We start from the raw sequence: 26976 nt of genomic DNA, 5'->3' as shown, positions 1-26976 counted from the left end.
ACCGTAATGTCTAAGCCTCTTTGCGTCTCAGCGCCTTCGCGAGAATACCCGTTTTGTATAAAAATATTCGTGAATTAGTGGCAATTTTTAATATCACAACTTAATGGGGCGCTTTTATAGTTCAAAAGTCGTTTGATTTTATAGGTTAATCAAAAAAGATGTTTATTTTTACCTACTTGCATAATATATGTGTGAGTTTACAGTTATTTAGTTAGACTAAAAAATACCAGCATTGAAAAGATCTTCTAAAGCGATATTAATTATTCTATGTGCCACTTTGTTGGTTGTAAGTTGCTCCAGAAAAAAGGACAAATTTATAACTCGAAACTTCCATGCTCTAACAGCAGAGTTTAATACGCTTTATAATGGCTATAATGCTTTAGAAGAAGGAAGGCTGAGTCTTAATGAAAATTATACCGATAACTATTGGGATATCCTTCCTATTGAACGGATGCAAATATTCGATGAGGTTGTACTTCCTGGGCAATCTAAAAATGAAAGTTTTACCAGAGCAGAAGAGAAGGCAGTCAAAGCTATTCAGAAGCACAGTATGAATATTGATGGGAAAGAAAAAAACCCACAAATGGATGAAGCTTATTTATTATTAGGAAAATCCAGATATTTTGACCAACGTTTTATACCTGCCTTAGAGGCCTTTAATTATATCCTTTACAAATATCCAGCAAGCGATAAGATAAATCAAGCAAAAGTTTGGCGTGAAAAAACGAATATTCGTTTAAATAATGATGATTTAGCCATTGAAAACCTGAAACGCCTCTTGTTTCAAGAAGAATTAAAAGGTCAGGATTTGGCAGATGCTACATCTATGTTGGCACAAGCATATTTAAATACAAAATCTATTGATAGTGCTATAACACAATTAGAAATAGCATCAAATGCTACAAAGAGTAATGATGAGCGCGGGCGTTATCGCTTTATTCAAGGGCAATTGTATAATAAGCTAGGTAAGAAGGATAGTGCAAACATAGCATTTGATAAAGTGATTGAGCTAAACCGTAAAACACCTAGAATTTACATGATAGGGGCTCATATTGAAAAAATTAAAAATTTCGATTATGAGAATGGTAATAAATTAGAAGTAACAGAATTACTAACAGAACTTCAAGAGAATAGAGAAAACAGACCTTTTCTAGATAAAATTTATCACCAAATTGCAGAATATCATTTAAATAATCAATCGGACTCTTTAGCTACAGTTTATTACAATAAATCATTGCGCACGAACTCTAGAGATAAAATATTGAAGGCCAGAAATTATGAAATTCTTGGAGATATGAATTTTGACAAGTCCATTTATAAAGCCGCTGGAGAATATTACGATAGTACATTAGGAACTTTAGTTTTAAATTCTAAACCGTATCGTATTATTAAACGCAAACGAGATAACCTGGAAGACGTTATCTATTATGAAGCTAAAGCACAGGTCAATGATAGTGTTTTAAGGCTTGTTAATTTATCTGAAGCAGAGAGGTTGACTTACTTTGAGTCATTAGTTGAAAAGCTAAAGATTAAAGCGAAGGAAGAAGAAGAGAAAAAGAAAAGAGAAGAAGCAGCAAAACGAAATACGGGTTTAGCTACAGTTAATAATACATTTGTAGGTCAAAACCCTCAAAGAGGTACGCCTAATCAAGCACCTGTGTTTTATTTTTATAACCCGACTACGGTGGCGTATGGTAAAAATGAATTTATAAAAATTTGGGGAGATAGAAATTTAGAAGACGATTGGAGATGGTCTAGTAAAGTAAATTCTGGAGATATTTATAACGATACAAATAATGTTGACATTTTGGCTTTGGCTACAGAAGAAGAATTATTTGACCCTCAATTTTATATCTCTAAAATTCCTTCTGATAAAAAAGAAATTGATAGCATATCTAAAGACCGTAACTATGCTTATTATCAATTGGGATTAATTTATAAAGAGAAGTTCAAAGAATACGAATTAGCGAAGAGTAAATTTCAAAATTTACTTGAAAGTAATCCGGAAGAGCGATTAATATTGCCATCTAAATATAATCTATATAAGATTTATGAGATTTTAGGCGAAAATGGTGAGGCAGAAATTGCTAAGAATGAGATTATTTCAAAATATCCAGATTCTAGATATGCTACTATTTTAAGTAATCCAGAATTGGCATCTGGTCGAGACGAAAACAGTCCTGAAAGTTTGTATGAAGCACTTTATAAACAACATGGAAATCAGGAATATGCTAAGGTGATTTCTAAAAGTGAAAAATATATTAGCATGTTTGATGGAAATGCAATCGTGCCGAAATTAGAATTATTAAAGGCTACAGCTATAGGAAGGTTGCGTGGGTACGAAGCTTACAAAGAAGCAGTCAATTATGTAGCCCTTACTTATGCAAATACACAAGAAGGCATACAGGCTCAAAATATTGAAGCTAGTATTTTGCCTAAACTTATGAACAAAGATTTTATTTCTGACGATAATGTAACTACTAATTATAAAATTATTTTTAAGTTTGAAAATCCAGACATGGAGAACGTTTATGACTTTCAAAAAATCTTAGATGAAGTTTTAAAAAATATAAGATATTATGATTTAAAATCTTCTGTAGATGTTTATAATTCGAGTACGGTCTTTGTTGTTGTTCATGGGCTGAAAAATGCAGAAGTAGCAAAAGCATTCCGTCAATTAATAATTGAAGAAGATAAAAATAAAATAAAAGAACCCTATTTTGCAATAGCATCTGAAAATTATCAAATTGTTCAAATACATAAAAATTTAGATGCCTATTTGAATATAAATAATAATTAAATTAATAGCATTCATTATGTTCTCCGATAATAAAAAAGAAAAACAAATGGTAGAGGCAAAACCAAGTCAAAACATCATATCACAAGGCACCAAAATGGTTGGTGATTTTAATAGCGAAGGTGATTTTAGAATTGATGGAATCATAGAAGGAAATATTAAAACTTCAGGAAAAGTAGTTGTAGGTAAATCAGGTTTGATTAAAGGAACGTTACAAGGCACAGATGCCTATTTTGAAGGTAAATTTTCTGGAAAATTAGCTCTGTCAGGTACATTAACATTAAAAGCATCTGCTCATATTGAAGGAGAGGTTGTTGTTGGAAAATTAGCTGTTGAGCCTGGAGCCACATTTAACGTAACCTGTATCATGAAAGGTACCGTAAAAGAAATGAATAAAGGTGGACAACAACAGCAAAAAAGACCAGAAACCGAAAAAACAGCTTAGTAATTATGCGCGTTTTTCTGGAATAGCAATACAAATGTTTGCTATTATTGGTGTTGGGACATTTTCAGGAGTAAAACTTGACGAAAAATTTCCAAACGAAAATAATCTTTACACCATTTTTATGTCATTAACTTCAGTTATTTTTGCTATAATATTTGTAATAAGACGTATTATTGCAGCCTCAAAAAATAACTAATAATATGAATGAGGTTTTTAAAAAACGACAAATAGCTTTTTTTATACAGTTAACTATAATTAGCGTACTGTTATATGCAATACATAGTTATTTACTATATCATTTTGCAAGTGATGTAATTTTCTTTTTCCCTTTATGGCAAGTATATATATTTCTTCTTGTAATAACATTCCTATTGTATTCGGTTGTCAATTATAAATTTTCAAATGGAAAAACAGAGATATTTAATATTTTCATGGTGAGTACGTTTTTAAAAATGATTTTAGCCATAGTTTTTTTGCTACCTCTTTTAATGTCAAATCAAGAAAACAAGCAAGCAGACGTCTTTAATTTTTTTATTCCTTATTTTTTATATCTGTTTTTCGAAGTCTACTCGTTAACGGCATTTCTTCAGAAAAAATAATAGAAAGCGTAGTAGTTATTCTTCTAAGAACAAACACTAAATAATCATATAAATATTGTTTGTCATTTAATATAATGTGTGTACATTTGCACGGAATTTAAAGCAGGGCATTTTTAATAAGCACAGAATGACAATAAACACCTTTAAAAGCGTATTATTTTCGATCATATTTTTAAGCACTACAATGGTAGGATTTGCTTCAGAGAACGAAGAAAATAAAGAGGATAAAGATTTTGACCCAAAAGAAATGATTATGCATCATGTAAAAGATGCTCATGGGTTTCATCTTTGGGATTGGAAAGGGCATGCAGTGTCGCTTCCATTACCAATTATTTTGTGGACAGATAACGGATTAACAACTTTCATGTCTAGTGAATTTCATCACGATGATACAGGTCATCATGTAGTTGAAAAAAACGGAGGGAAATTTGTAAAGCTTCACGAAAAGATATATCAATTAAATGAAGATGCTCATTCTGTTTCATTTGATGCAGAACATCATCCAGTAAATGCTTCAACACCTATAGATATATCCATAACCAGAAATGTATTTATGATGTGGGTTTCAGTAATTATTTTATTACTGATATTTATTACAGCAGCAAGACGATATAAAAAATCTGAAGACAATGTACCAACAGGTATTGCAGGTTTTATAGAGCCTTTAGTGGTATTTGTTAGAGACGAAATAGGAAAGCCTATGATAGGTGAGCATAAGTATAAAAAATACATGCCTTATCTTTTAACAATATTTTTCTTTATTTGGATTAATAATATTTTTGGGTTAATACCCATTTTAAATGGTGCCAACCTTAGTGGAAATATTGCTTTTACATTTACTTTAGCTATGTTCACTTTTATTATCACAACATTTAGTGGGAACAAAAACTATTGGAAGCATATTTTTTGGATGCCAGGAGTTCCTGTGCCAATGAAAATATTTTTAGCACCAATAGAAGTTATAGGTATGTTTGTAAAACCAATCTCATTAATGATTCGTTTGTTTGCAAATATTACCGCAGGACATATTATTGTATTGGCATTAATGTCTTTAATTTTTGTTTTTAAATCTATTGGAGTAGCTCCAGTTTCAGTTGCCTTTTCATTATTCATTGGCGTTATTGAAATTATTGTTACAGCAATACAAGCATATATATTTACAGTGTTGTCTGCTCTTTATTTTGGTATGGCAACTGAAGAAGCGCATCATTAATTAATTTAATTTTTATAACTATGAGTTTAGCACTATTACAGGAAGCAGCGGCATTAGATTTAGGATCAATTGCAGCGATTGGAGCCGGTTTAGCAGCAATCGGAGCTGGTGTAGGTATTGGTAAAATTGGTGGGTCAGCTATGGAAGCTATGGCGCGTCAACCAGAAATGCACGGAAAGATTCAGTCTTCTGCGTTAATTCTTGCAGCGTTCGTTGAGGCGGTTGCATTATTCGCGGTGGTTGTATCATTCCTTAAGTAAAAAAGAATAAAAGTGTAACGGTTGGTTGCACTTTTATTTTTTCATTAAAAATTAATTAAATAACAATATAGAAATGGATTTAGTTACTCCTGGTTTTGGTTTAATTTTTTGGACAGCATTAACTTTTATATTTTTACTATTAATCTTAAAAAAGTTTGCTTGGAAACCTATTCTTGGCGCAGTAAGCGATAGAGAAGAAGGGATTAAAAATGCTTTGGCATCTGCTGAAAATGCTCGTAAAGAGATGGAAAATCTTCAAGCAGACAATGAGCGTATTTTAAAAGAAGCACGTGCAGAACGTGAAACCTTGCTTAAAGAGGCTCGTGAGATTAAGACAAAAATGATTGAAGATGCTAAAGGTGAGGCTCAGGCTCAAGCAAATAAAATAGTTCAACAAGCACAAGCCGCTATAGAAGGTGAAAAGAAGGCAGCTATGGCTGAGCTTAAAAATCATGTAGCAAGTTTATCAATTGAAATAGCTGAAAAAGTGGTACGTGGAGAATTATCTAACAAAGACAAGCAATTAGAATTGGTTGAAACTATGTTGGGTGAAAAATCATTAACAGAAGCATAATGGCAGGAGCAAGAGCAGCAATACGTTACGCAAAGGCAGTATTAAGCTTAGCATCAGATCAAAAAGCAGCTGAGGCTGTAAATAACGATATGAAGTTAATTGCTGATACTATTGCAGAAAGTAAAGACTTAAGTGAAACACTTCAAAGTCCTGTAATCAGTTCTTCAGTAAAAAAAGCTGTTTTATTAGAAGTATTTAAAAAGTCTGATAAAACAACCTTAAGCTTAATAGATACCCTAGTTAATAATAATAGAATTGATATTTTAGGGCATGTTGCTTTAAAATATAATCAATTATTTGATCAATCAAAAGGCATTGAACTTGCAACAGTTACAACAGCAGTTGCTTTAACAGCGGATTTAGAAAAGAAAGTTCTGGCAAAAGCGAAAGAACTTACTGGTAAAAATGTTGAAGTAAAAAACATTATAGATGAAAGCATTTTAGGTGGTTTCATTTTACGAATAGGAGATATACAATACAATGCGAGTATTGCAAATCAACTAAACAAATTAAAAAGAGAATTTACATTAAATTAAACTTGCCCTGAGCTTGACAAAGGGTCAAAATAAACAATATAAGATGGCAGAAGTAAAACCAGCTGAAATATCAGCAATCTTAAAACAACAACTTTCAGGTTTTGAAGCAGGGGCTTCATTAGATGAAGTTGGAACAGTATTAACAGTAGGTGATGGTATTGTACGTGCTTACGGATTGGCTAACGCTCAATATGGGGAGTTAGTAGAATTCGATGGTGGATTAGAAGGTATTGTACTTAACCTTGAAGAAGATAATGTAGGTATCGTATTATTAGGTGCTTCTGTAGGAGTTAGAGAAGGATCTACTGTAAAACGTACTGGACGTATTGCTTCTATTAATGTTGGTGAAGGTATTGTTGGACGTGTTGTAGATACTTTAGGAAATCCTATTGATGGTAAAGGATCTATAACTGGAGAGACTTACGAAATGCCTTTAGAGCGTAAAGCTCCTGGTGTTATTTTCCGTGAGCCTGTAACAGAGCCTTTACAAACAGGTATCAAATCTATTGATGCAATGATTCCTGTAGGTCGTGGACAACGTGAGTTGGTTATTGGTGACCGTCAAACTGGTAAAACAGCAGTTTGTATCGATACTATCTTAAATCAAAAAGAATTTTACGATGCAGGTGAGCCTGTATTTTGTATATATGTTGCAGTTGGACAAAAAGCATCTACTGTGGCTTTAATTGCTAAAACACTAGAAGAAAAAGGTGCTTTAGCATATACAACAATAGTTGCTGCAAATGCATCAGATCCTGCACCAATGCAAGTGTATGCTCCGTTTGCAGGTGCTGCAATTGGTGAGTATTTTAGAGATACTGGACGTCCTGCTTTAATTATCTATGACGATTTATCTAAACAAGCGGTTGCTTACCGTGAGGTATCTTTATTATTACGTCGTCCACCAGGACGTGAGGCGTATCCAGGTGATGTATTCTATTTACACTCTAGATTATTAGAACGTTCTGCAAAAGTGATCAATGATGATGATATTGCTAAAGACATGAACGACCTTCCTGATTCATTAAAACCATTAGTGAAAGGTGGTGGTTCTTTAACAGCTTTACCAATTATTGAAACACAAGCAGGTGACGTTTCTGCATATATCCCAACAAATGTAATTTCTATTACAGATGGACAGATCTTCTTAGATGGAGATTTATTTAACTCTGGTGTTCGTCCAGCTATTAACGTAGGTATCTCGGTATCTCGTGTAGGTGGTAATGCGCAGATTAAATCAATGAAAAAAGTAGCAGGTACTTTAAAATTAGATCAGGCACAATTCCGTGAATTGGAAGCATTTGCTAAGTTTGGATCAGATTTAGATGCAGTTACTTTAAATGTAATTGAAAAAGGTAAACGTAACGTAGAGATCTTAAAACAAGCTCAAAATGATCCATTTACGGTTGAAGATCAAGTTGCTATTATTTATGCAGGTTCTAAAAATTTATTAAAAGATGTACCTGTTGAAAAAGTAAAAGAATTCGAAAGAGATTTTATTGAATTCTTAAAAGCAAAACATGCAGATGTACTCAGTACATTAAAAGCAGGTAAATTAACTGATGAAGTTACAGATACATTAACAACTGTAGCAAAAGATTTATCAGGAAAGTATAGATAGCCCTTCCCAGCCTCCCCAAAAGGAGGAGTTATATGGAGGATCTAAATATTATTAAATACAACTAATAAAAATCCCTTCCCTTTCGGGAGGTTAGGTGTGGCCAATGGCAAACTTAAAAGAAATACGTAACAGAATATCATCGGTATCTTCAACGATGCAGATTACCAGTGCCATGAAAATGGTGTCTGCTGCGAAGTTAAAGAAAGCACAAGATGCTATTACCGCTATGCGTCCTTATGCAGATAAGTTAACGGAGCTTTTACAAAGCTTAAGTGCGACTTTAGATGCAGATTCTGGAAGTAAATATGCAACACAGCGCGAAGTGAAAAACGTATTAATAGTTCCAATCACTTCTAATAGAGGTTTATGTGGTGCTTTTAATTCAAACATTATTAAACAAACGCAAAATTTGATAGATACTGTTTATGCAGATAAGAATGTGTCTGTTGTAGCTATAGGAAAGAAATCGAATGATGCTTTCGCTAAACAAGGAAGAGTTATAGCTAATAAAAGTGATGTTTTTGAAGATTTAACTTTTGATAATGTTGCAGCTATTGCTGAGTTATTAATGGATAAATTTGTTTCAGGCGAGTTTGATAAAATTGAAATCGTTTATAATAAGTTTAAAAATGCAGCGACTCAAATTGTAATGACAGAACAGTTTTTGCCAATTGTTCCTGTTGAGGGTGATGCAAATAATAATGCAGATTACATTTTTGAGCCATCTAAAGTAGAGATTGTAGAACAACTTATACCTAAGTCGTTAAAAACACAACTGTATAAAGGTGTTAGAGATTCTTTTGCAAGTGAACACGGAGCACGTATGACAGCTATGCACAAAGCAACAGATAATGCTACAGAATTAAGAGACCAACTTAAATTAACTTATAATAAAGCACGTCAAGCAGCAATTACTAATGAAATCCTTGAAATTGTTGGTGGAGCGGAAGCGTTGAACAATTAGGCTGAGAGGAACGAAGTCAAATGTTCAAATAGATCGGAAGCGTTGAACAATTAGGCTGAGAGGAACGAAGTCAAATGTTCAAATAAATCGGAAGCGTTGAACAATTAGGCTGAGAGGAACGAAGTCAAATGTTCAAATAGAGCGGAAGCGTTGAACAATTAGGCTGAGAGGAACGAAGTCAAATGTTCAAATAGAGCGGAAGCGTTGAACAATTAGGCTGAGGAGAACGAAGTCAAATGTTCAAATAAATCGGAAGCGTTGAACAATTAGACGAAGCCAAATTATAAAATACAAAATATCAAATAGTAAACATTTACCCTGACTGCAGTTGAAGGGTCTTAAATGTAAAGCCTCATGTTTGTGAGGCTTTTTTATTTTTTAAATTTTCATGTAACATTTTAAGATGATGATTGAGGTGTATCATACCTTTTTTCGGGAAATCTTTTTTTGTGGAGTCAATTTTAAAATAGAGCTGGTTTTGATATCGATAAAAAACAGAATAATTCAAAATAAATAACAGTTTCAACGTCTATAATTAAGTCTATCTCGTAAATGTTTTAAATTAAATGTTAGTATTATTATGAAAAAAATTTCAATGTTATTATTGGTAGCCCTAGTTTTTTCTTGTGTTTCAAAGAAGAAATATATTGCTTTAGAAGAAGAAAAAGGTCAAATTACAAGTGAATTAACAAAAACTAGAGTAGCTAAAGAAGAGTTAGAAGCTAAATTTGAAAAAATCCAAGCTAGAGTTGATACATATAATTCTAAAATAGCATCTTTAAAAGAAGATGTCGGTACACTTACTAAAGAAAATAATTCTAAACTAAATGTTACAGATAATGGTAGCGTAATTTCTAATGATGCTAAAGCAAAAATGCGAGCTACCTTAGCTAATGTCGATACAGGAAAGTTAAGTCAAGCTAAAACGCTTAAAGATTCTATGAATTTGGCAATAGCTTATAACTTAGAAAAAACGATACAAACAAGTAGTCTTAAAGAAGATGACGATATTGCTGTCAATATTAACGAAACTGTTGTTATGATTTCTATTTCAGATAAGATGCTATTTAATAGTGGAAGTTATCATGTAAGCTCTAAAGCAAATACGATTTTGCAAAAAATAGCTGATGTTATAAACTCAGAAGAAAGCTTAGAAGTAATGGTTGAAGGTCATACAGATTCAAGAAGTATTAACACAGAAAAAGTATCAGATAATTGGGATTTGAGTGTTTTAAGAGCAACATCAGTAGTTAGAAAATTGCAAAATAAATTTAAAGTAACACCTGAAAAAATGATAGCAGCAGGTAGAAGTAGTTTTCAACCACTTACAGATAATAAAACTGCTAAAAGTAGAGCCAGAAACAGAAGAACGCGTATTGTGATTCTACCAAATATTGATAAGTTTTTCGCTTTAATGGCTTCTAATGAAGACATATAGTATTGAAAAATATAAAGAGGCTGTCTGAAAAGTGGTTAATCTTGTCATTCAGAGCAACGCGAAGAATCTTATTTCACTCATAATCAGAGTCATATATTTTAAAGAGATTCTTCATTCCATTCAGAATGACACTTTTTAGACAGCCTCTTTATAACGATTAAACCAACTTATTATTTAATTTATCGCTATTTTTTTAGCTATTTTTCCATCAAAAGAAACAACGTACATTCCAGGATTTAAACCTGAAATATTCAATTCAGTTTCTTTAGAAGTTACATTCAAGCTTCTTACTAAAGTTCCAGAAAAGTCATAAATCTTTACTTCGTAATTTTCTTTAGAATTTAAAATACGAATAGTATCTGTTGATGAGTTTTGATAAACATTAATTGTACTTTTACTAATACTATCCTCAACAGCGTTTTCTATGTAATAAGCAAATTCATGTCCTGTATAGTTTTCAAAGGTACTAGCATCATTTGGTATATCACTTCCATAAGCTAAGTTTGTATAATATACTTCTTGACCATCAGCATATTGCTGACTATAAACATGGTGCCCTGTTTCTTCGTAAATGGCCATAATCCAATAGTCTCCAGCTTCAATTTGTGTAGGCTTAATAGCCAAAGCGGTTTCGCCATCTCCAACATATCCCTTTTCGGAAGCTACTATTAATTGCCCTGGTTTGCCATTGTTATCTCTATATAAAGATAATTGAACACCACTTTTAGTATTGTTTCCTACTAAACCAATCGTATTTATTTCACTTTGAGTATCATTATGAATCTTAATACCAACTAGATAATTTGAATTTGAGTTCACCTCTGTATCTAAGTTAGAGATATCTTTATTTCCTATAGCAGAAGATTCCTGTGCGTAAGCAGTAAATGTTAGAGTTAATCCAGCTAATAGTGTTGTTATAATATTTTTCATTAGAATGTATAATATAAAGTTAAGTTGTTATTATTTATTGATATATGATGTAAATGTATTTCCATCTACAAGCTTTACCGCTTCTCCTCTATATATCACCTTGGGTTGGCTACTTAGGTCTGAACCTACTTTAGTAATATTAGCTTCATTAATAGTAATTCTATATCTACCACTTATGTTTTGTCCAGGTGCATTTAATTTCGTTTTAGAAAAAGCAGCAGCATAAATTACAGGAGCAATAGGCCATTGTGTCCATCTTTCTCCACCAGCATCTTTAGAAACGTAAGTTAAAATGGGCTTTTTAGGAGAATCTGCATTTCTTTTACCTTGCATTAATGCTCTAAAATCTGGGTGTGCATAATTAAAGCCTTCTAAACCTGTATCTGCAGGATAATCATTATTGTTATTAGAATTTGTTTGTCTTAATTCTATATTAGAAATTCTAGTATTAGTAAAAGTTCCTCTTCTACTTAGAGGTGTTAATGAAGCAGAAGCCACATATAATGCACTTAAACTATTTTTAGCTTTAATTTTTTTACCTTCAATGTTCTTGCATAATTTAGTGTGGGGCTTGATAAATAATGATGCAAAACCAGAGTCATTATTGATGTTGTCTAACAATACATCTTCAATATTACCTATTGTTTGGTTAGGTACTTTGTTTAAATCATCAAATCCTTTACCGCTACCTGGCTCTAAACGAATAGTAATTCCTTTTTTACCAGAAATATTTTTAAAGTAAATTTTACGACCACTATAAATTTGGGCTGTGGCATAACCAGTTGCAATATTTTGAGCATATCCATTATGAATTACGCCATTTTGTGGAATTCTATGGAATGTTGTTAAATCATAACTTCCTCCACTAAATTTACTATCTGCTATAATAAATACAGAAGGGTTTTTTGTGTATTTATCTTTTATAAAGAAGTTTGAAATAGCAAAGTTATTTACAAATGCCACCTTAAAAGGTGATGCAGATTGTGCTTTATTAAAATTACTTAAGTCAATTTTAAACCATTGGTTTCTTTTGTTGCCCCCAATACCTCTAATTTCAACATCTTTTATAACATCGTTGTCGTTGTTATTGTTTCTTGTGTTTCTTCCAAAATTAAATAAAGTACTATTTCCACCGCTTCTATCTATTTTAAAAGTAACGCCAGCCTCAACTTCAATACGAATTTTTGATTTTAATTTAATTTCCCCTAAAGTATATGTTCCTTTTTTAAATAAGAGTACTGCCCCATTTGCTCTTCCAAATAAATTATTAATATCAGAATTAATACCATTAGTTGTAGCTGTACTAGGTGTATAAGTTTTATCATAACTAGTTTTAGTTACATTATTTTTAAAGAACGGTATACTATTACCATTAACTGATGCCGTTTTATTCCCAATAGATCCTTGAGCAGACATTTTTGTAGATAAGCCTATTACAAAAATAAAAGTCAGACCTAGGGCAATCAACTTATTTTTTGTTATGGTACAATTTTTTAAGGGAGAATATTTCATCATAATATAAGTTTGTTTTAATGTGATTTTTAGTCGTTTTATTTGTTAATAATGCAATCATTTATAATCGAATGGTTTATTAACAATACAAATATCTGTAATGAAATTTATTTTTAAAGGATAAGCATTTGTATTAGAAGGATTTATGTGAAATTCTAATAATCTCATTTTAAAGAAAACACATGTTTTTTAACTTAAAGAATTCCTCGATGTATTGCGTTTCTAATTACAGTGTTGCTTTGGATAGGTCAGAACTTCCTTTTTTGGCAGTTTCGGGAGAGGTAAAATACAGAATTCCAGTTTTGGGACTCAAAAGGTAAAAATGAAACCAGCGATAGCTCTATGGCTCTGCCTCCAGCCCAATGTCATTAAGAGTTAAGATTGAAATGTCAGTCTGAGTACTTCGGCTATGCTCAGTATAAACTAAAGTCGAAGCCATTATTGAACTATATAGTTTTTAATAGCATTTCGTTAAGCTTCGCCAGGTATCTTCAATATAAAATACATTTTATATTTTGATAATGCTCAATGTGACAAAACAGAATAAGTTTCCTTAACTTAATGACATTGGGAGCTTGCCTACAGGGATAGTTAGTTTTAAGAATTTCTTTATTTGAGAAATTAAAACGTTTTCGGTAGTATACGCTATTTTATCATTTACAAGATTATAGCTTATACTTGTTTTTGGGGTTTGCATGTCTATTTCTCTTATAGAAATTCCTTTTGCACTTTCTATTTTGTGGTCTACAAAGCCTTCCGAAGTAGATTTAGTGCTGAAAGGTTAGGGATTAAATTAGAGACATTAAAATCACTAAAAACAAAAGCATATAAGTCACTAAAAGCTTATTTAGAGAAAACGATTTAAATGCAACATTTTAATGTTTAATTGGTATTAAGCTTTTATTTAAGAAATTATGGCATCTCTTTTGCAAATAGTATCTTTGTAATACCAATTGAATACCATGAAATTATTAAAACAAATACTATTTTTATGTTTAATATCTCTAATGATGATGAGTTTTTCACAATGTGCTAGTACGTTTAAACTTGAAGATTCAGCGCCACTGGAAATAGGGCAGGTTTATTATAAAAATTGGGTAGCTGGCGTAAAAGGAGGCGGTTCAGGTATTAATGTTTTTATTCCTTTATTGTCAAATTCTAAAAACATAGAATTAGACAGTATTTATTTTAGAGGGAAAGCGGTTAAGTTAGAAAAGAATAAGAGGCTCTATATTGGACGTTATGCATTATCGGCAAATCAAAATAGAGACATTATAATGAGCAGTGATCCTATTGCCGAATATGGTAATTTAGTTCCTGAAATCCCTAAAAAAATACCTTTTGAATTAAAAGAAGATGAGTGTGTGGTACGCTATAATGAAGGTCATAAAATTAAATATTACAAGATTTCTAATATTATTAAACAAGAGTCATTAAAATATCCTAGTACACCTCAAAACAGTCAATAACTTATCTTTTGGTTTGCATTTGCTAAAAACGTATTTTTAGCGGAATTAAAAACATCTTCTTGGGTACATTAAAAAAGTTCTTTAAAGACACTATTATTTATGGATTGGCAACCGTTCTGCCAAGGCTTATGAATTTTATTTTAGTACCACTTCATACAGATAAACTAGACACTTCCAGTTATTCAGATAACACCACATTTTATATCTATGCCGCGTTTTTTAATGTATTATTAACCTACGGTATGGAAACGGCTTTTTTTAGGTTCTTCAGCAAAAGCGATGAAAAAGGAAAAATATTTTCAACAGTTTTTATCAGCTTAGTTACTTCTACGGTGTTGTTTTTGTTGCCAATTATTTGGTTTAATGAGCAGTTGGCTTCGATGGTTAACTTGGATCCAACTTACTTTAATTTACTGGTTGGTGTTTTATCGCTCGATGCTTTAGTGGTTGCTCCATTCGCTTATTTAAGAGCTACAGGAAGACCTATTAAGTTTACCGCAATAAAACTCTCCAACATTATTGTTTACGTATTGCTAAACTTTTTCTTCCTTTGGGCTATCCCGAAGTTTGGAATCCAGTTTCCAGATTATGATAATAATAATCTGGTTAAGTATATTTTTATATCCAATTTAGCGGCAAGTATCGTGACACTATTACTGCTCTCTCCTTATTTTTTTAGAACCAAAATTCAATTTAGTTTCTCAATTTTTAAACAATTGACAAGTTATGGATGGCCTATTATGATTGCTGGTCTTGCGTATGTTATAAATGAAAATTTTGACAAATGGTTATTACCAAATATCTTAGGAAAAGATATAAACGGTGCCTATAGCGGTTGTTATAAAATAGCTGTTTTTATGACTATTTTTATTCAAGCTTTCCGACTTGGTGCAGAACCTTTCTTTTTTAATCATGCCAAAGAAAAAAATGCTAAAGCAACGTACGCCACTATTATGAAATATTTTGTAATCTGTGGAAGTTTTATGCTGGTGGGCATTGTCGCTTATCTCAATATTTTTAAGGAACTTATTGTAAGAGATGCATCGTATTGGGTGGCAATTGAGATCGTTCCAATAGTATTGTTAGCAAATTTATGTTTAGGTATTTATTTCAATTTAGCCATTTGGTACAAATTGACTGATAAAACCAGATTTGGAATGTATATTTCTATTATAGGGGCATTTATTACTATAGTTTTTAATTATTTTATGATTGAAAAAATAGGTTTTATGGCATCAGCATGGGCAACGCTAACCGCTTATTCCTGTATGATGGTTATTTCATACCTCCTAGGAAAAAAACATTATCCAGTGCCCTATGATATTTTGAAAATAGGAAGCTATTTAATATTGGCAATTGTTTTATCAGCATTATCTTATTACAGATTTAACACCAATTATTACATGGGTACAGTAATTGTTTTAGTATTTTTGGGAATCGTATATTTTTCAGAAAAAAACGAAATAAAACGAATATTAAATAACAAATAAAAGTTCTTCCCTTTGGGAAGACGGAAGATGAGAATGCAAATAAAAATAATAAACAAATCCAAACACGATTTACCACATTATGAAACCATTGCCTCAGCTGGTATGGATTTACGTGCAAATATTTCTGAACCAAGAGTTTTAAAACCTTTAGAAAGAAGTGTTGTAGGAACGGGCTTATTTATTGAAGTACCAGTTGGTTACGAAGCCCAAGTACGTCCAAGGAGTGGTTTAGCTGCTAAAAAGGGCATTACTGTTTTAAATGCTCCAGGAACGGTTGATGCAGATTATAGAGGTGAAATTGGCGTGATTTTAGTGAATCTTTCAAACGAAGATTTTATTATTGAAAACGGAGAACGTATTGCGCAATTAGTAATTGCAAAACATGAAAGAGCTGAATGGATTATTGTAGAAGAATTATCTGAAACCTCTCGTGGAGAAGGTGGATTTGGCAGTACGGGAGTCAAATAAATTCCTGCGAAGGCAGGAATCTCATCGCAAAAATGTATGAAACATTGGTACGTTTGTATAATGGCAAACAAAACAAACGGCGTTTTATATAATAGGAGTAACAGATAATTTTGATGAAAGAGTAAAAGAGCATAAATTAAAAATATACCCAAAATCTTTTACAGCAAAATATAATTGCGGTTATCTAGATTTATTTTGAAGAGTTTGAAAATGGAAGTGAAGCTGAAAAAAGAGAAAGACAATTCAAAAAATGGAAAAGAGATTGGAAAATAAAACTGATAGAAGAAATGAATCCAAGTTGGGCTGACCTTAGTACCAACTGGAATTTAAATTTTAATAAATTAAGATAAAACAATGAGATTCCTGCCTTCGCAGGAATAAAGTTTAACCAAAAAGATACCTGCTTTCGCAGGCATGTATATGAAAATAATAGTACCAATGGCAGGACGCGGGTCTCGTCTACGTCCACACAGTTTAACAGTTCCAAAACCATTAATTCCAGTAGCTGGACAACCTATTGTTCATAGGCTGGTAAAAGATATAGTTAAAGTTTTAAAACAACCTATAGAAGAAATAGCCTTTGTCTTAGGCGATCCAGCGTGGTTTGGCGATAATGTCGTGTCAAGCTTAGAAGATTTGGCTAAAGGTTTAGGCGCTAAAGCTTCTATTTATCGTCAAGATCAACCCTTAGGAACTGGTCACGCCATTATGTGTGCAAAACCATCATTGTCTGGATCAGCGGTTATTGCATATGCAGATACACTAATTAGAGCTGAATTTGATTTAGATGCAACTGCAGATAGTGTTATTTGGACAAAACAAGTAGAGAACCCTGAAGCTTACGGTGTTGTTAAATTAAACAAAAATAACGAGATTGTTGAGTTGGTTGAAAAACCAGAAACCTTTGTGAGCGACCAAGCAGTTATTGGAATTTACTATTTTAAAGATGTGGCCGTTTTAAAAGAAAAACTACAAAAAATTCTGGATGAAAATGTTATGAATGGAGGAGAATACCAAATTAATGATGGTATTAAACGAATGATGGCTGAAGGAAAAGTGTTTAAAACAGGAACTGTTGATGAATGGATGGACTGCGGAAATAAAGCGATAACCATTGAAACGAATCAAAGAATGTTAAGCTTTTTAAAAGCAGATGGCAATGAGCGATTAGTATCAGCGTCAGCAAAATTGGATAATTCAACCATCATAGAACCTTGTTTTATTGGTGAAAATGTTATTCTTAAGGATAGTACAGTTGGTCCTCATGTATCTGTAGGGAACAATAGTGTTATTGAGAATTCAACTGTTAAGAATAGCTTAATTCAAACAAATACGACCATTAAAAATGCTAATTTAGATGAAGCTATGATAGGTAACCATGTTAAATATGATGGCAATTATACATCTGTAAGTATTGGTGATTATTCTGTTTTGGAATAATTCCTGCTTATGTAGAATAAGTTTAATTTAAAAGATACCTGCCTACGCAGGCATTGTATGAAGTATAAAATCTACATATTATTTATTCTCTTTGGAATATTAATCTTTCCACAGGAGAATTATGCACAAGTAGATTTTAACAAGAAACCGGATGACGATTTAGGTAACGTTGAAGATAAGTTTCAAGAATCTTTCTACGAAGCCTTAAAACAAAAAGGTATTGAAAATTATGATAGGTCGGTTGAAGCACTTTTAAAATGTATAGAATTAGACAACTCTGTTGCGGTTTTGTATTACGAATTAGGTAAGAACTATAAAAAGCTTAAGAATTTTGGAGCAGCAGAAGAAGCTTTAAAAAAAGCTATTAGTAAAGACCCAGATAATGAATGGTTTTTAGATGAACTATATGGGTTTTATGCATCGCAAAATGATTATGATAAAGCTATAAAAACGATCAAGCAGCTTGTTAAATACCATCCAGACTATAAAGAAGATTTGGCTTCTCTTTATCTTAGGTCTAAGAAGTATGATGATGCTTTAAAACTTTTAGACGAATTAGATTCTGAATTTGGAATTTCATTGTCTCGTGATGCGATGCGTAACCAAATTTATGAAGCAACAGGGCGTAAAAAAGATCAAATAAAGAATTTGGAAAAACGTGTTGAAAACCATCCTGATAAAGAATCTAATTACCTAGCTTTAATTTTCCGTTACAGTGAAAATAATGAAAAAGTAAAAGCCTTTGAAACGGCTAAAGAATTATTAAAGATTAATCCGAATTCGCAACTAGTCCATTTGGCTTTATATAAATTTTATTTAGACGATAATGATGCTGAAAAAGCTATCGAATCTATGAAAATTGTTATTAAAAGCAATGAAATAAAACCAGAAGCAAAACTTAAAGTATTAACAGATTTTGTAAGTTTTGTTGGAAAGAACCCAAAGTATGAAGCCGATTTGGTAGAAGCTACTGCCCTGATTGATAACCGCAGTAATAGTAAAACACTTATTGAATTAGGCCAGTACTATTTAGCTAAAAAGAATAAAGGAAAAGCTTTAGAATATTTTGAAGCAGCATTAAAGTTAGAGGCAAATAATTTTGGTGTTTTACGCAATGTACTGTTACTATATATAGATTTACAAAAGTATGATTCAGCTAAAGAAAAAAGTGATGAAGTACTTCAAAAGTTTCCGTCTCAACCTTTGTTTTACTTAATAAATGGTGTTGCTTTAAATAAATTAAATCAACCGAAAAAAGCAATAGAAGCTTTAGAGGCAGGTTTAGATTATATTATTGATGATACTAAAATGGAAGCAGATTTTTATAATCAGTTAAGTAAGGCCCATAGTTTATTAAACAATACAGCTAAGGCAAAAACGTTTAGTGATAAAGCAAAACAATTAGAAAGTTCAAATTAATGAAAATACGCTCTCAATTCACTTTAACCTTTTTAGTGTTCTTAATATTTAATTGTAAATCATCAAGAACCATTGTTGCTGGAGAAGCTAATTACAAGCTTTCTACCAAACAATTAATAAAAGAAAACGCAAAACAAGCACCAGGCTTTAAGACGCTTAGATCTACTCTTAAAATAACGTATGTGCAAGGAGAAGATTCGCAAACCCATTCGGTAAATTTTAGAGCTAAAAAGGATGAAGCTTTATGGATTAGTGCCACATTTTCAATAGTAAAAGCATTGGTTACACCAGAAAGAGTTAGTTTTTATAATAAGTTAGATAATACTTATTTTGATGGTGATTATAAATATTTGAGTGATTTATTGGGAACCGAATTAGATTTTCAAAAGGTTCAAAATTTATTATTGGGAGAAACTATATTCGATTTAAAAGAAGGGAATTATAAAGCTTCTGTTGATGATAAACTCTATATCCTTCAACCTAAAAAACAACGTGAGCTTTTTGAAATATTCTTTTTGTTAGATCCATCACATTTTAAAGTAAAGTCACAGCAAATTTCGCAACCAAAAGAATTTAGACATTTACAAATAGATTATTTATCACATCAAGAAGTTGAGAAACAAATTCTTCCAGAAAAGATAAAAGTAATCGCTTTGGAGACTAATCAAGAAACGATTATAAATTTAGAATTCAAAAATGTTAGCCTAAATGAAGAGTTGCGATTTCCATTTAAAATACCATCAGGTTTTAAAGAAATAAAGCTTTAATGCTAAATAAGAAATCTACATATACAATAGTGTGTTTTTTGGCGTTTCTGCTATGTGGATCTTTTGTTTTTTCTCAGAATAATAAACAAAAGCAACTAGAAACACGACGACAAGAATTACGTAGAGAAATTCAGAAAATTAATGAGTTACGTGCTGAGAACAAGTCTAAAGAAAAATCGCAAATATCATTAATTGAAGATTTTAATTATAAAATAAGTGTGTTATCTAATCTTATAAAGGTTACTAATCAACAAGCTAATTTAATAACACGTAAAATTAATTCAAATCAAAAGAAGATAGGTACGCTTAGAGATGAATTAAAGCAGCTAAAGCAAGATTACGCTGCTATGATAGTGAAGTCTTATAAAAGCAAAAATAAGCAAAGTAGAATCATGTTTTTGTTGTCCTCTAATGATTTTAAACAAGCTTATAAACGATTACAGTACATAAAACAATATTCAGATCACCAAAAACAACAAGGGGAAACGATAAAGGCCAAAACGCTAGAATTACAGAATATAAATAGAAGCTTACAAGGTCAAAAAGAAGATAAAAAAAGATTGATTGCTGATAATAAAGTAATTCAAAAAACATTAGAAACAGAACGCAAGGAGCATGAAGCTTTAATGAAATCAATAAAAAAGAACTTATCATTATATGCATCTCAAATAAGGAGAAAACAGAAAGAGGCCGATAGAATTGATAATGAAATAGACCGTATTATTAAAGCAGCTATAGCTAAGTCTAATAGAAAAGCAGGTAAAGTAACTAGTTCAAAAAGTTTTGTGCTTACAGCCGAAGAAAAAGTTTTAGCATCTAAGTTTATAGCAAACAAAGGTAAGTTACCATGGCCAGTTGAAAGAGGCGTTGTAAGATTAGGATATGGTACGCAAAGACACCCTATAGATAAATCATTAACAATTAAGAGTCATGGTGTACGTATAGCTACACAAAAAGGAGCTAAAGTTAGAGCTGTTTTTAATGGTGAAGTAAGTGAAATACTTAAAATGAAAAATGTAAATCCCATTGTGATGATTCGTCATGGAGATTATTTAACTATATATAAAAATTTATCTAGCGTTAATGTGAAAAAAGGGGATAAAGTATTAACAAAGCAAGTAATTGGTAAGGTGTTTACAAACCCCTCAAATGGAGAAACAATTTTAAGTTTCACAATATCTAAAGGCACAAAAACAGAAAACCCAGCTTCCTGGATTTATAAAATGTGACAAATAAAAGCCCCTTAAAAGGAGCTTTTGGGTTAGGTTCTGTGTTTTTTATCTTGTACAACGATTGCTGTTGTTGTTAGGTGGTCTATTCCAAACTTAATTTTACCATCGCATCCAAACCCTTTTTTAGTAATAGTTTTTAAATTGTTCGATTTCCTTTTTTAGTTCTTTAATTCTAAGTTCTTTCATCTTTCTTTTGCACTTTTAAACAGGTATTCATTAAGTTTTGTTCATTACATCTAAATATTATTAAAATGAGATAATTAAAAAATAAATATTAACATTTGAAGAACTAGGCTAAGGCTTTTCATAAGGGTTCCTTATTAGGTTTTCGTACTTCTATTTTTACAAAAAGAAAGCTTCTATTATATTTTTTGATTGGGACAAAAATACAAGTATTAGTTATTCTTGTTTATTAGAGTATCTTTGCAAAAGGATTACTAATCTTTTTAGTATCAATCATTCACTATCAATTTTGTTGATAACTCCTAGGGGCATAATCATCACATTAACAAACTTCATACTTTAGTTGAATTATCAGGAAACTAGTCCAACATCAGAGTGCTAATAATTAGTGCACTAGATGCTTCAACGCATATTTAGTTTTTTTTGGTGTCATTAATACATTTTTTATGAATAATGATTCAGTTAATGATTGTGGTCAAAATCGAATAACCACAGCATTACTTCTTGCGGCTGGTACTGGAAGCCGCCTTTTTCCATTAACAGAAAATTCCCCAAAGTGCCTTACGTTAGTAAGTGACAAATCTATTATTAATAGACTTTTAAAGAATTTAAAAAGCCAAGGGTTTAAACGACTTGTAATTGTAACAGGTCACTTAAAAGAATGTATTATGGATAATCTTGGCGAAAAATCAGGAGATATTTCTATTGAATATATTCATAGTTCTCTATATAAAACAACCAATAATATTTATTCGCTTTGGATGGCACGTCATATCATAAATGAGCCATTTGTGCTTTTTGAAAGTGATTTAGTGTTAAATACTAAGCTACTAGATAATATGGTTTATCCAGATAGAATGGCTGTTGCACTCATGCAGCCTTGGCTTAACGGTACCACGGTTTCTATAGATAAAGCAAATAAAGTTACAGCGTTTCAAAAAGGAACTAATAAAGCCTATTCAGATACCCGATATAAAACAGTAAATATTTATAGTTTTTCACTTTTATCTTGGAAATCTATCATTAAACTGTTGAATCAATATATTTTAGATGGTAATGTAAATTGTTATTATGAGAGCATTTTTGCAGAAATGACTCACAGCAAGAGTTTAGTTTTAGAATCAGTTTCATTTGATCATCAACCATGGTTTGAAATTGATACTCTTAAAGATTTAGCCAAAGCCGAATTGTTATTTCCTAAGGAATTGATTGAAGTAGAAGAGCCAGAAACCATTTTGGCATAGTTGGTTTAAACAATGAAGCAGGAATAATTTAATTAAGCAAAAATTATAATGGTAAGTAAATATACAACACAAGAAGAAAAATACGAATACATATCAAAACAGCATGGAGGTTATTATAGGCATCATTTTACAGACCATGCTTATTTGTATAATTTATACTTTCCACCAAAGGCAGTATTTAGCCATTTAAAAGCTAATATTAACAATTTGGTTTTAAATTACCCAATGGCACAAAGTGCATTGGCAGAGCTTGTTGGAAATGTCATTAATCAACCTACAGAAAGAATTGTAGTAGGTAATGGGGGTGCAGAGATTATAAAAATATTATCTGGAAGCTTAGCTAAAAAACTAATTGTACCTGTACCTTCTTTTAATGAATATGCTAATGCGGCACCAGAAGGACGCGTAGTAGAGTTTCCTCTTGATTTTCCTTCATTTCAATTAGATGTAGATAAATTTGCAGCTGAAGCCATAAAAATTGGCGCAGATATGGCTGTTGTGGTGACGCCTAATAATCCTACATCGTTGTTAGTTCCTAAAGTCGATTTAATTCGATTGGCTGAAAAGCTTAAGCCAAGTAAATGTATGCTTATTATCGATGAATCTTTTCTTGACTTTGCTGATAATAATGAGCAAATAAGTTTGGAGAAAGACATTGCCAAATATCCCAATATGGCTATACTTAAAAGTATGAGTAAAGCCTACGGAATTTGTGGTCTTAGAATTGGTTATTTATTAACGGCTAATGCAAATTTAGCCGAGTCTGTTCGCAATGGTGTTCATATTTGGAATATTAATGGTTTTGCAGAAGAGTTTCTTAAAATACTACCTCAATACAAGCAAGAATTTGAAGATAGTTGTAAATTAGTTAAGGCAGATAGAGATACCTTTTATAAAAATTTATGTATTATAGATGGGATGAGGGTCTTTAAACCAGAAGCAAACTATATTTATTGTCGTTTACCCGATATTGCTTTAAGTGGACCAGAAGTAACAAAGCGCCTTTTTATTAAATACAATATTTATATAAAGCATAATGTTGGAAAAACCCAACCAGATGCTGATAGATATATTAGGATTGCGAGTCGTACTAAAGAAGAAAACGCTACACTTATAGACGCGTTAAAAGAGATAATGTACTTAAAGCGTGAGTTAAGATGAATAAAAATAAGCAAGCAAGTATGTTAAGCTTTGCTAAAGACTTACCCAATATCTGTTCTTTAGTTGGGCTGTTTTGCACAGTATTAGCCATTTACTTTGCAATAGGAGGACAGTTTCTAGGTTCAATTATAGCCATATTATGGTCAGTATTATTTGATTGGTATGATGGTATTATAGCTCGTAAAATGAAAGGAAGGACTAAAGAACAAGGCGTTTTTGGTGTACAGTTTGATTCTATGATAGATATTGTTAGTTTTGGCGTTTACCCTGCAATATTACTTTTAAGCTATGGAAATTATGAAATATGGTTTATACCAGGTGCATTTGTAATTATTGCTGCCAGTGCAATACGTTTAAGCTATTTTAATATTTATGGTCTTATTGACAGTGAAACCTATATGGGGCTCTCTGTCGATAATAATGCGCTTATTCTTGCTTTTGTCTTTTTATTCAAAAACATCTTTCAGCATTCTACTTTTTCTATACTTCTTTATAGCGTTATAATCATTCTAGCTGTACTTAATTTATCTTCAATACCAATAAATAAATTTTCAGGAAAATGGATTTATGTTTTAGTGGCTTATGTATTAGTTATGACAAGTGTTTTTGGATATCTATTGTGGCGTCAATTATAGATTAAATATACTCAACACGAAATAAAGTTAGTCATTTTCTTTTAAAGGATAAACAAGTAATGGATCATAGGATACTTTGTTGGCAATAGTTATTTCTTCTTGTTTTTATATTCCAATACTGCTTCCTGCTATCACTTTCAATTGATTATTCAATAATTTCCAAACTCTTAGAATCTTATATTTTCCATCAAAAGAATAATCAAAATATGCTCCCTTCATTTCTATAACTACAGAAACAATTGCAGTATCTCCAATCAGATTTATTTCTTGTTCTGAAGATGAAATTTCGCTAATTAACATATTTCCAGAATTATATGTTTCTAAATCGATAGCCTTAGTTATAGTTTGTCCATTAGGAATATTAAAAAGTAATTCTTCGTGCAATAATTCATTCAATTTTTCAACATTACAATTTTTCATTGCGTCTAAAATCTCTTTTTCAATTTCGACTATTGAGTCTTTTTTTATTGAATTCATTTCAAAGGTTCATTTTCTATAGTTCTATTTCAATAACAGCTAACGTTGTTGTATATGGAAAGTTGCGTGTTTGAGTGCGAGGATTTTCCGAAGGAAAATCAGAAGCAAGTAAACGAGCAACAAACTTTGGTTTAGGTAAAACTAGCAATTTTTTATATACGGTGTTACCCACAGTATTTACTTTTCGCTTTTCAGTCGGATTTCAGTCATTACATTATTCAAATCAGCGAACAGTTTGGAAAATTCCGATTCTCCACTTTCCATTTTTGAAATACTTTCTGTAATTCGAGTTTGTCCCATATTTGACAAAAAGTAAAAATTTGCATTTCCGTTTGTCGGCAAATCAGGATTCTCAAATTTTTTCCCTTTGAAAGAAATCAAATGTCCGTTTTCTACAAATTCTTTAGTTACTTTTTGAACACTTTCGTGTTGCCCAGCTCCAATAAATCCACCACCAGAACTTAAGTATATACTTGCATCTCCAGTTAAATAAGTCATAACAGTTGCTGTTCCGCCACTCATATCCAAATCAGATACAATTCCATAAACTTTTATAGAGTCCTTTGGAATTTGAAATCCAAGTTGTTCAGCTGTTACTATTAATGCCATTTTTCGCATATCCATAAAAGGATTCTGTTCAGCGTTTTTTTCGGTTTGCTGTATTTTTTCAGTAGTTTCTTTTTTCGGTTTGTTTTTGCAACTGATTAGAATTCCAATTCCTGCAATTAAAACTATTCCGATTAAAATGTATGTCAACATTGGTTTTTTCATATTGTGGGTAACGTGTTAGTATAAGAATAGTGCGGATTTGAGTGCGACTGATTTTCCGAAGGAAAACCAGAAGTTAGCAAACAAAACACAGCCCTTAGCTTGAGGAATAAAATAGCATTGTTGCCAGTAGTACTTCATTTTTATTGCTGAAACTCTCCAAATTTGCTATTCTTTTCAGTCCATAAAAAGTATTCTCCAAATAAAGTTCCAGATAATAATTCGGTCGTTATATTCTCAATTTTTTTCCGTTTATTGTCAAACCTAAACTTTTGTTGTCGTCTAAATTTTCTTCAATTTTTCTCAAGAAATTAAATGCAGTAGAGTTTAAAATATTAAGGATAAGTCGGTTTAGAGCTTCTGTTTGCTTTTCATTCAGTCCGTTAAAAAACTCAAATCGTTCGTCTTTCAGTTTTTGAAACTCAGGTGCTAAATTCGGATTTCTTGGTAATTCAGAGTATTCTTTTACAGTCATAGATTTCCCAAAATCTCTATTTTTTATATAATATTCAAAGTTTTCATCGCGTAATTTTTTCACGATTATTTCTCCAAGTTCTCTATAATCTTTTGAAAATTCCATTCAGTTGAATATTAGTTTAGATTTGTGTTTTGGGTATTACTGGCAACGGTCTTGTATAAGATTAGTTGCTTGGTTTGGCAAATGAATTTAGTAAATAGAAACCGAATAGAAAATCTGCGAGGAATTTCGTAAGCAGGCTCGTACTAAGCAATTAATTTTATACGTTGTTGTGCGGGCGGCTTTTTTAATTTTCCATTTTTTTCCAAGATTGCGCCATCAAGTCAAACCCTAGATTCCATCCTTTTTCTCTTTCCGAAATAGTTCCTTCTGGTAGTTGTTTCAATTCTTCGTTAATACCTTCACCTTCTTGAATAAAAGTTAACCGTGAGCCGCCTTTTCCATCTGGTTGAATTTCTACGGAAAGTGTATCAATTATAGGTGAGAAGTCAAGCATTGCACAAGTGTACTTGAGTTTTCTTGGTTGTTCTACTTCCAAGTATTTTCCTGACATCACATAAGTTGTTTCACCTTCCTTTCTTGTTATTGAGTATTGTCCACCAACTCGTAGGTCAATATCAAATTTAGTATCAGGTGTCCACCAAACTATCATATCATCTGGATTTGTAAATGCTCCAAAAACTTTCTCTGGTTCCACGTCAAAGGATCTAACGATTTTTAAGGTTCTCATTTTTTCTTGTTGATTTTGCTGTTTGTCAGTTTTGTTATTACAAGATGAAAACACTAACAAAGCCGATGTTAAAAGTCCGAGTGTTTTTTTCATTTTAGTTGGTTGTTTTAGCTGCCGCACAACGTT

At 31.7% G+C, this 26976-nt stretch carries 27 protein-coding genes; 20 read left to right on the top strand and 7 right to left on the bottom strand.

Features of this window, described 5'->3' with window-relative positions:
• Positions 1 to 232 precede the first annotated feature (232 nt).
• The 10 genes from porW (at position 233) to EM932_RS05205 (ending at position 10447) form a co-directional block, all read left to right on the top strand.
• A complete protein-coding gene (gene porW / locus EM932_RS05255; protein ID WP_135876127.1) occupies positions 233 to 2800 on the top strand; it encodes a type IX secretion system periplasmic lipoprotein PorW/SprE in 2568 nt (855 codons plus the stop codon).
• Between the two features lie 16 nt (positions 2801 to 2816).
• Entirely contained in the window at positions 2817 to 3242 is a 426-nt protein-coding gene (locus EM932_RS05250; protein ID WP_135876126.1) for a bactofilin family protein, read from the top strand.
• Positions 3196 to 3438: an AtpZ/AtpI family protein gene (locus tag EM932_RS05245; protein WP_135876125.1), complete on the top strand. Its 243-nt coding sequence runs from the start codon at positions 3196 to 3198 to the stop codon at positions 3436 to 3438. Before EM932_RS05250 ends, EM932_RS05245 begins: the two co-directional genes overlap by 47 nt.
• A 530-nt stretch (positions 3439 to 3968) precedes the next feature.
• Positions 3969 to 5054: a F0F1 ATP synthase subunit A gene (gene atpB, locus EM932_RS05235; protein ID WP_135876123.1), complete on the top strand. Its 1086-nt coding sequence runs from the start codon at positions 3969 to 3971 to the stop codon at positions 5052 to 5054.
• Between the two features lie 20 nt (positions 5055 to 5074).
• Positions 5075 to 5314 (top strand): ATP synthase F0 subunit C, encoded by a 240-nt coding sequence (gene atpE, locus EM932_RS05230; RefSeq protein WP_135876122.1) that lies wholly within the window; start codon positions 5075 to 5077, stop codon positions 5312 to 5314.
• A 73-nt stretch (positions 5315 to 5387) separates the two neighbouring features.
• Positions 5388 to 5888 carry a F0F1 ATP synthase subunit B gene (locus tag EM932_RS05225; RefSeq protein WP_135876121.1) on the top strand — a complete coding sequence of 167 codons (501 nt, stop codon included), beginning with the start codon at positions 5388 to 5390 and terminating at the stop codon, positions 5886 to 5888.
• Positions 5888 to 6424 (top strand): ATP synthase F1 subunit delta, encoded by a 537-nt coding sequence (atpH, locus tag EM932_RS05220; RefSeq protein WP_135876120.1) that lies wholly within the window; start codon positions 5888 to 5890, stop codon positions 6422 to 6424. The genes EM932_RS05225 and atpH overlap by 1 nt, the downstream gene beginning before the upstream one ends.
• A gap of 43 nt (positions 6425 to 6467) precedes the next feature.
• Positions 6468 to 8045, top strand: a complete 1578-nt coding sequence (gene atpA / locus EM932_RS05215; RefSeq protein ID WP_135876119.1) for a F0F1 ATP synthase subunit alpha — start codon at positions 6468 to 6470, stop codon at positions 8043 to 8045.
• Between the two features lie 103 nt (positions 8046 to 8148).
• Positions 8149 to 9009, top strand: coding sequence for an ATP synthase F1 subunit gamma (gene atpG / locus EM932_RS05210; protein ID WP_135876118.1), 861 nt, complete (start codon positions 8149 to 8151; stop codon positions 9007 to 9009).
• Positions 9010 to 9589: 580 nt separating this feature from the next.
• Positions 9590 to 10447, top strand: coding sequence for an OmpA family protein (locus tag EM932_RS05205; protein ID WP_135876117.1), 858 nt, complete (start codon positions 9590 to 9592; stop codon positions 10445 to 10447).
• 174 nt (positions 10448 to 10621) lie between these two features.
• Here the strand turns inward: EM932_RS05205 and EM932_RS05200 are convergent, their stop codons facing one another.
• The 3 genes from EM932_RS05200 to EM932_RS20840 form a co-directional block, all read right to left on the bottom strand.
• Positions 10622 to 11377 (bottom strand): T9SS type A sorting domain-containing protein, encoded by a 756-nt coding sequence (locus tag EM932_RS05200; protein ID WP_135876116.1) that lies wholly within the window; start codon positions 11375 to 11377, stop codon positions 10622 to 10624.
• 30 nt (positions 11378 to 11407) lie between these two features.
• Positions 11408 to 12892: a hypothetical protein gene (locus EM932_RS05195; RefSeq protein WP_135876115.1), complete on the bottom strand. Its 1485-nt coding sequence runs from the start codon at positions 12890 to 12892 to the stop codon at positions 11408 to 11410.
• Positions 12893 to 13442: 550 nt separating this feature from the next.
• Complete coding sequence (locus EM932_RS20840) at positions 13443 to 13586, bottom strand: hypothetical protein (protein ID WP_170179730.1); 144 nt, start codon at positions 13584 to 13586, stop codon at positions 13443 to 13445.
• Positions 13587 to 13851: 265 nt separating this feature from the next.
• Here EM932_RS20840 and EM932_RS05190 point away from each other — a divergent pair, with 265 nt between their 5' ends.
• The 10 genes from EM932_RS05190 to EM932_RS05140 all read left to right on the top strand — a co-directional run bounded on the left by EM932_RS05190 (position 13852) and on the right by EM932_RS05140 (position 24397).
• Positions 13852 to 14358, top strand: a complete 507-nt coding sequence (locus EM932_RS05190; protein WP_135876114.1) for a hypothetical protein — start codon at positions 13852 to 13854, stop codon at positions 14356 to 14358.
• A gap of 59 nt (positions 14359 to 14417) precedes the next feature.
• On the top strand, positions 14418 to 15848 hold the full coding sequence (locus tag EM932_RS05185; protein ID WP_135876113.1) for an oligosaccharide flippase family protein: 1431 nt from the start codon (positions 14418 to 14420) through the stop codon (positions 15846 to 15848).
• 33 nt (positions 15849 to 15881) lie between these two features.
• Positions 15882 to 16316 carry a dUTP diphosphatase gene (gene dut, locus EM932_RS05180; RefSeq protein WP_135876112.1) on the top strand — a complete coding sequence of 145 codons (435 nt, stop codon included), beginning with the start codon at positions 15882 to 15884 and terminating at the stop codon, positions 16314 to 16316.
• A gap of 420 nt (positions 16317 to 16736) precedes the next feature.
• Positions 16737 to 17756, top strand: a complete 1020-nt coding sequence (locus EM932_RS05170) for a sugar phosphate nucleotidyltransferase (protein ID WP_135876111.1) — start codon at positions 16737 to 16739, stop codon at positions 17754 to 17756.
• Positions 17757 to 17813: 57 nt separating this feature from the next.
• On the top strand, positions 17814 to 19175 hold the full coding sequence (locus EM932_RS05165; protein WP_135876110.1) for a tetratricopeptide repeat protein: 1362 nt from the start codon (positions 17814 to 17816) through the stop codon (positions 19173 to 19175).
• Positions 19175 to 19942 carry a DUF4292 domain-containing protein gene (locus EM932_RS05160; protein ID WP_135876109.1) on the top strand — a complete coding sequence of 256 codons (768 nt, stop codon included), beginning with the start codon at positions 19175 to 19177 and terminating at the stop codon, positions 19940 to 19942. Before EM932_RS05165 ends, EM932_RS05160 begins: the two co-directional genes overlap by 1 nt.
• Positions 19942 to 21171 (top strand): murein hydrolase activator EnvC family protein, encoded by a 1230-nt coding sequence (locus tag EM932_RS05155; protein WP_135876108.1) that lies wholly within the window; start codon positions 19942 to 19944, stop codon positions 21169 to 21171. Before EM932_RS05160 ends, EM932_RS05155 begins: the two co-directional genes overlap by 1 nt.
• Positions 21172 to 21803: 632 nt before the next feature.
• On the top strand, positions 21804 to 22601 hold the full coding sequence (locus EM932_RS05150) for a phosphocholine cytidylyltransferase family protein (RefSeq protein WP_135876107.1): 798 nt from the start codon (positions 21804 to 21806) through the stop codon (positions 22599 to 22601).
• A 48-nt stretch (positions 22602 to 22649) separates the two neighbouring features.
• A complete protein-coding gene (locus EM932_RS05145; protein WP_135876106.1) occupies positions 22650 to 23762 on the top strand; it encodes a pyridoxal phosphate-dependent aminotransferase in 1113 nt (370 codons plus the stop codon).
• Positions 23759 to 24397 (top strand): CDP-alcohol phosphatidyltransferase family protein, encoded by a 639-nt coding sequence (locus EM932_RS05140; protein ID WP_135876105.1) that lies wholly within the window; start codon positions 23759 to 23761, stop codon positions 24395 to 24397. Before EM932_RS05145 ends, EM932_RS05140 begins: the two co-directional genes overlap by 4 nt.
• Positions 24398 to 24502: 105 nt before the next feature.
• Here the strand turns inward: EM932_RS05140 and EM932_RS05135 are convergent, their stop codons facing one another.
• The 4 genes from EM932_RS05135 to EM932_RS05120 form a co-directional block, all read right to left on the bottom strand.
• Positions 24503 to 24874 (bottom strand): nuclear transport factor 2 family protein, encoded by a 372-nt coding sequence (locus tag EM932_RS05135; protein ID WP_135876104.1) that lies wholly within the window; start codon positions 24872 to 24874, stop codon positions 24503 to 24505.
• Positions 24875 to 25051: 177 nt separating this feature from the next.
• Entirely contained in the window at positions 25052 to 25645 is a 594-nt protein-coding gene (locus EM932_RS05130) for a hypothetical protein (protein WP_135876103.1), read from the bottom strand.
• 226 nt (positions 25646 to 25871) lie between these two features.
• Entirely contained in the window at positions 25872 to 26222 is a 351-nt protein-coding gene (locus EM932_RS05125; RefSeq protein ID WP_135876102.1) for a hypothetical protein, read from the bottom strand.
• Positions 26223 to 26406: 184 nt separating this feature from the next.
• On the bottom strand, positions 26407 to 26943 hold the full coding sequence (locus EM932_RS05120; RefSeq protein WP_135876101.1) for an SRPBCC family protein: 537 nt from the start codon (positions 26941 to 26943) through the stop codon (positions 26407 to 26409).
• Between the last annotated feature and the right edge of the window lie 33 nt (positions 26944 to 26976).

Source organism: Flavivirga rizhaonensis, from assembly GCF_004791695.1.
Lineage (GTDB): Bacteria > Bacteroidota > Bacteroidia > Flavobacteriales > Flavobacteriaceae > Flavivirga > Flavivirga rizhaonensis.
The sequence above is the reverse complement of the archived record's forward strand: the minus strand, read 5'-3'. Positions and strand labels throughout refer to the sequence as shown.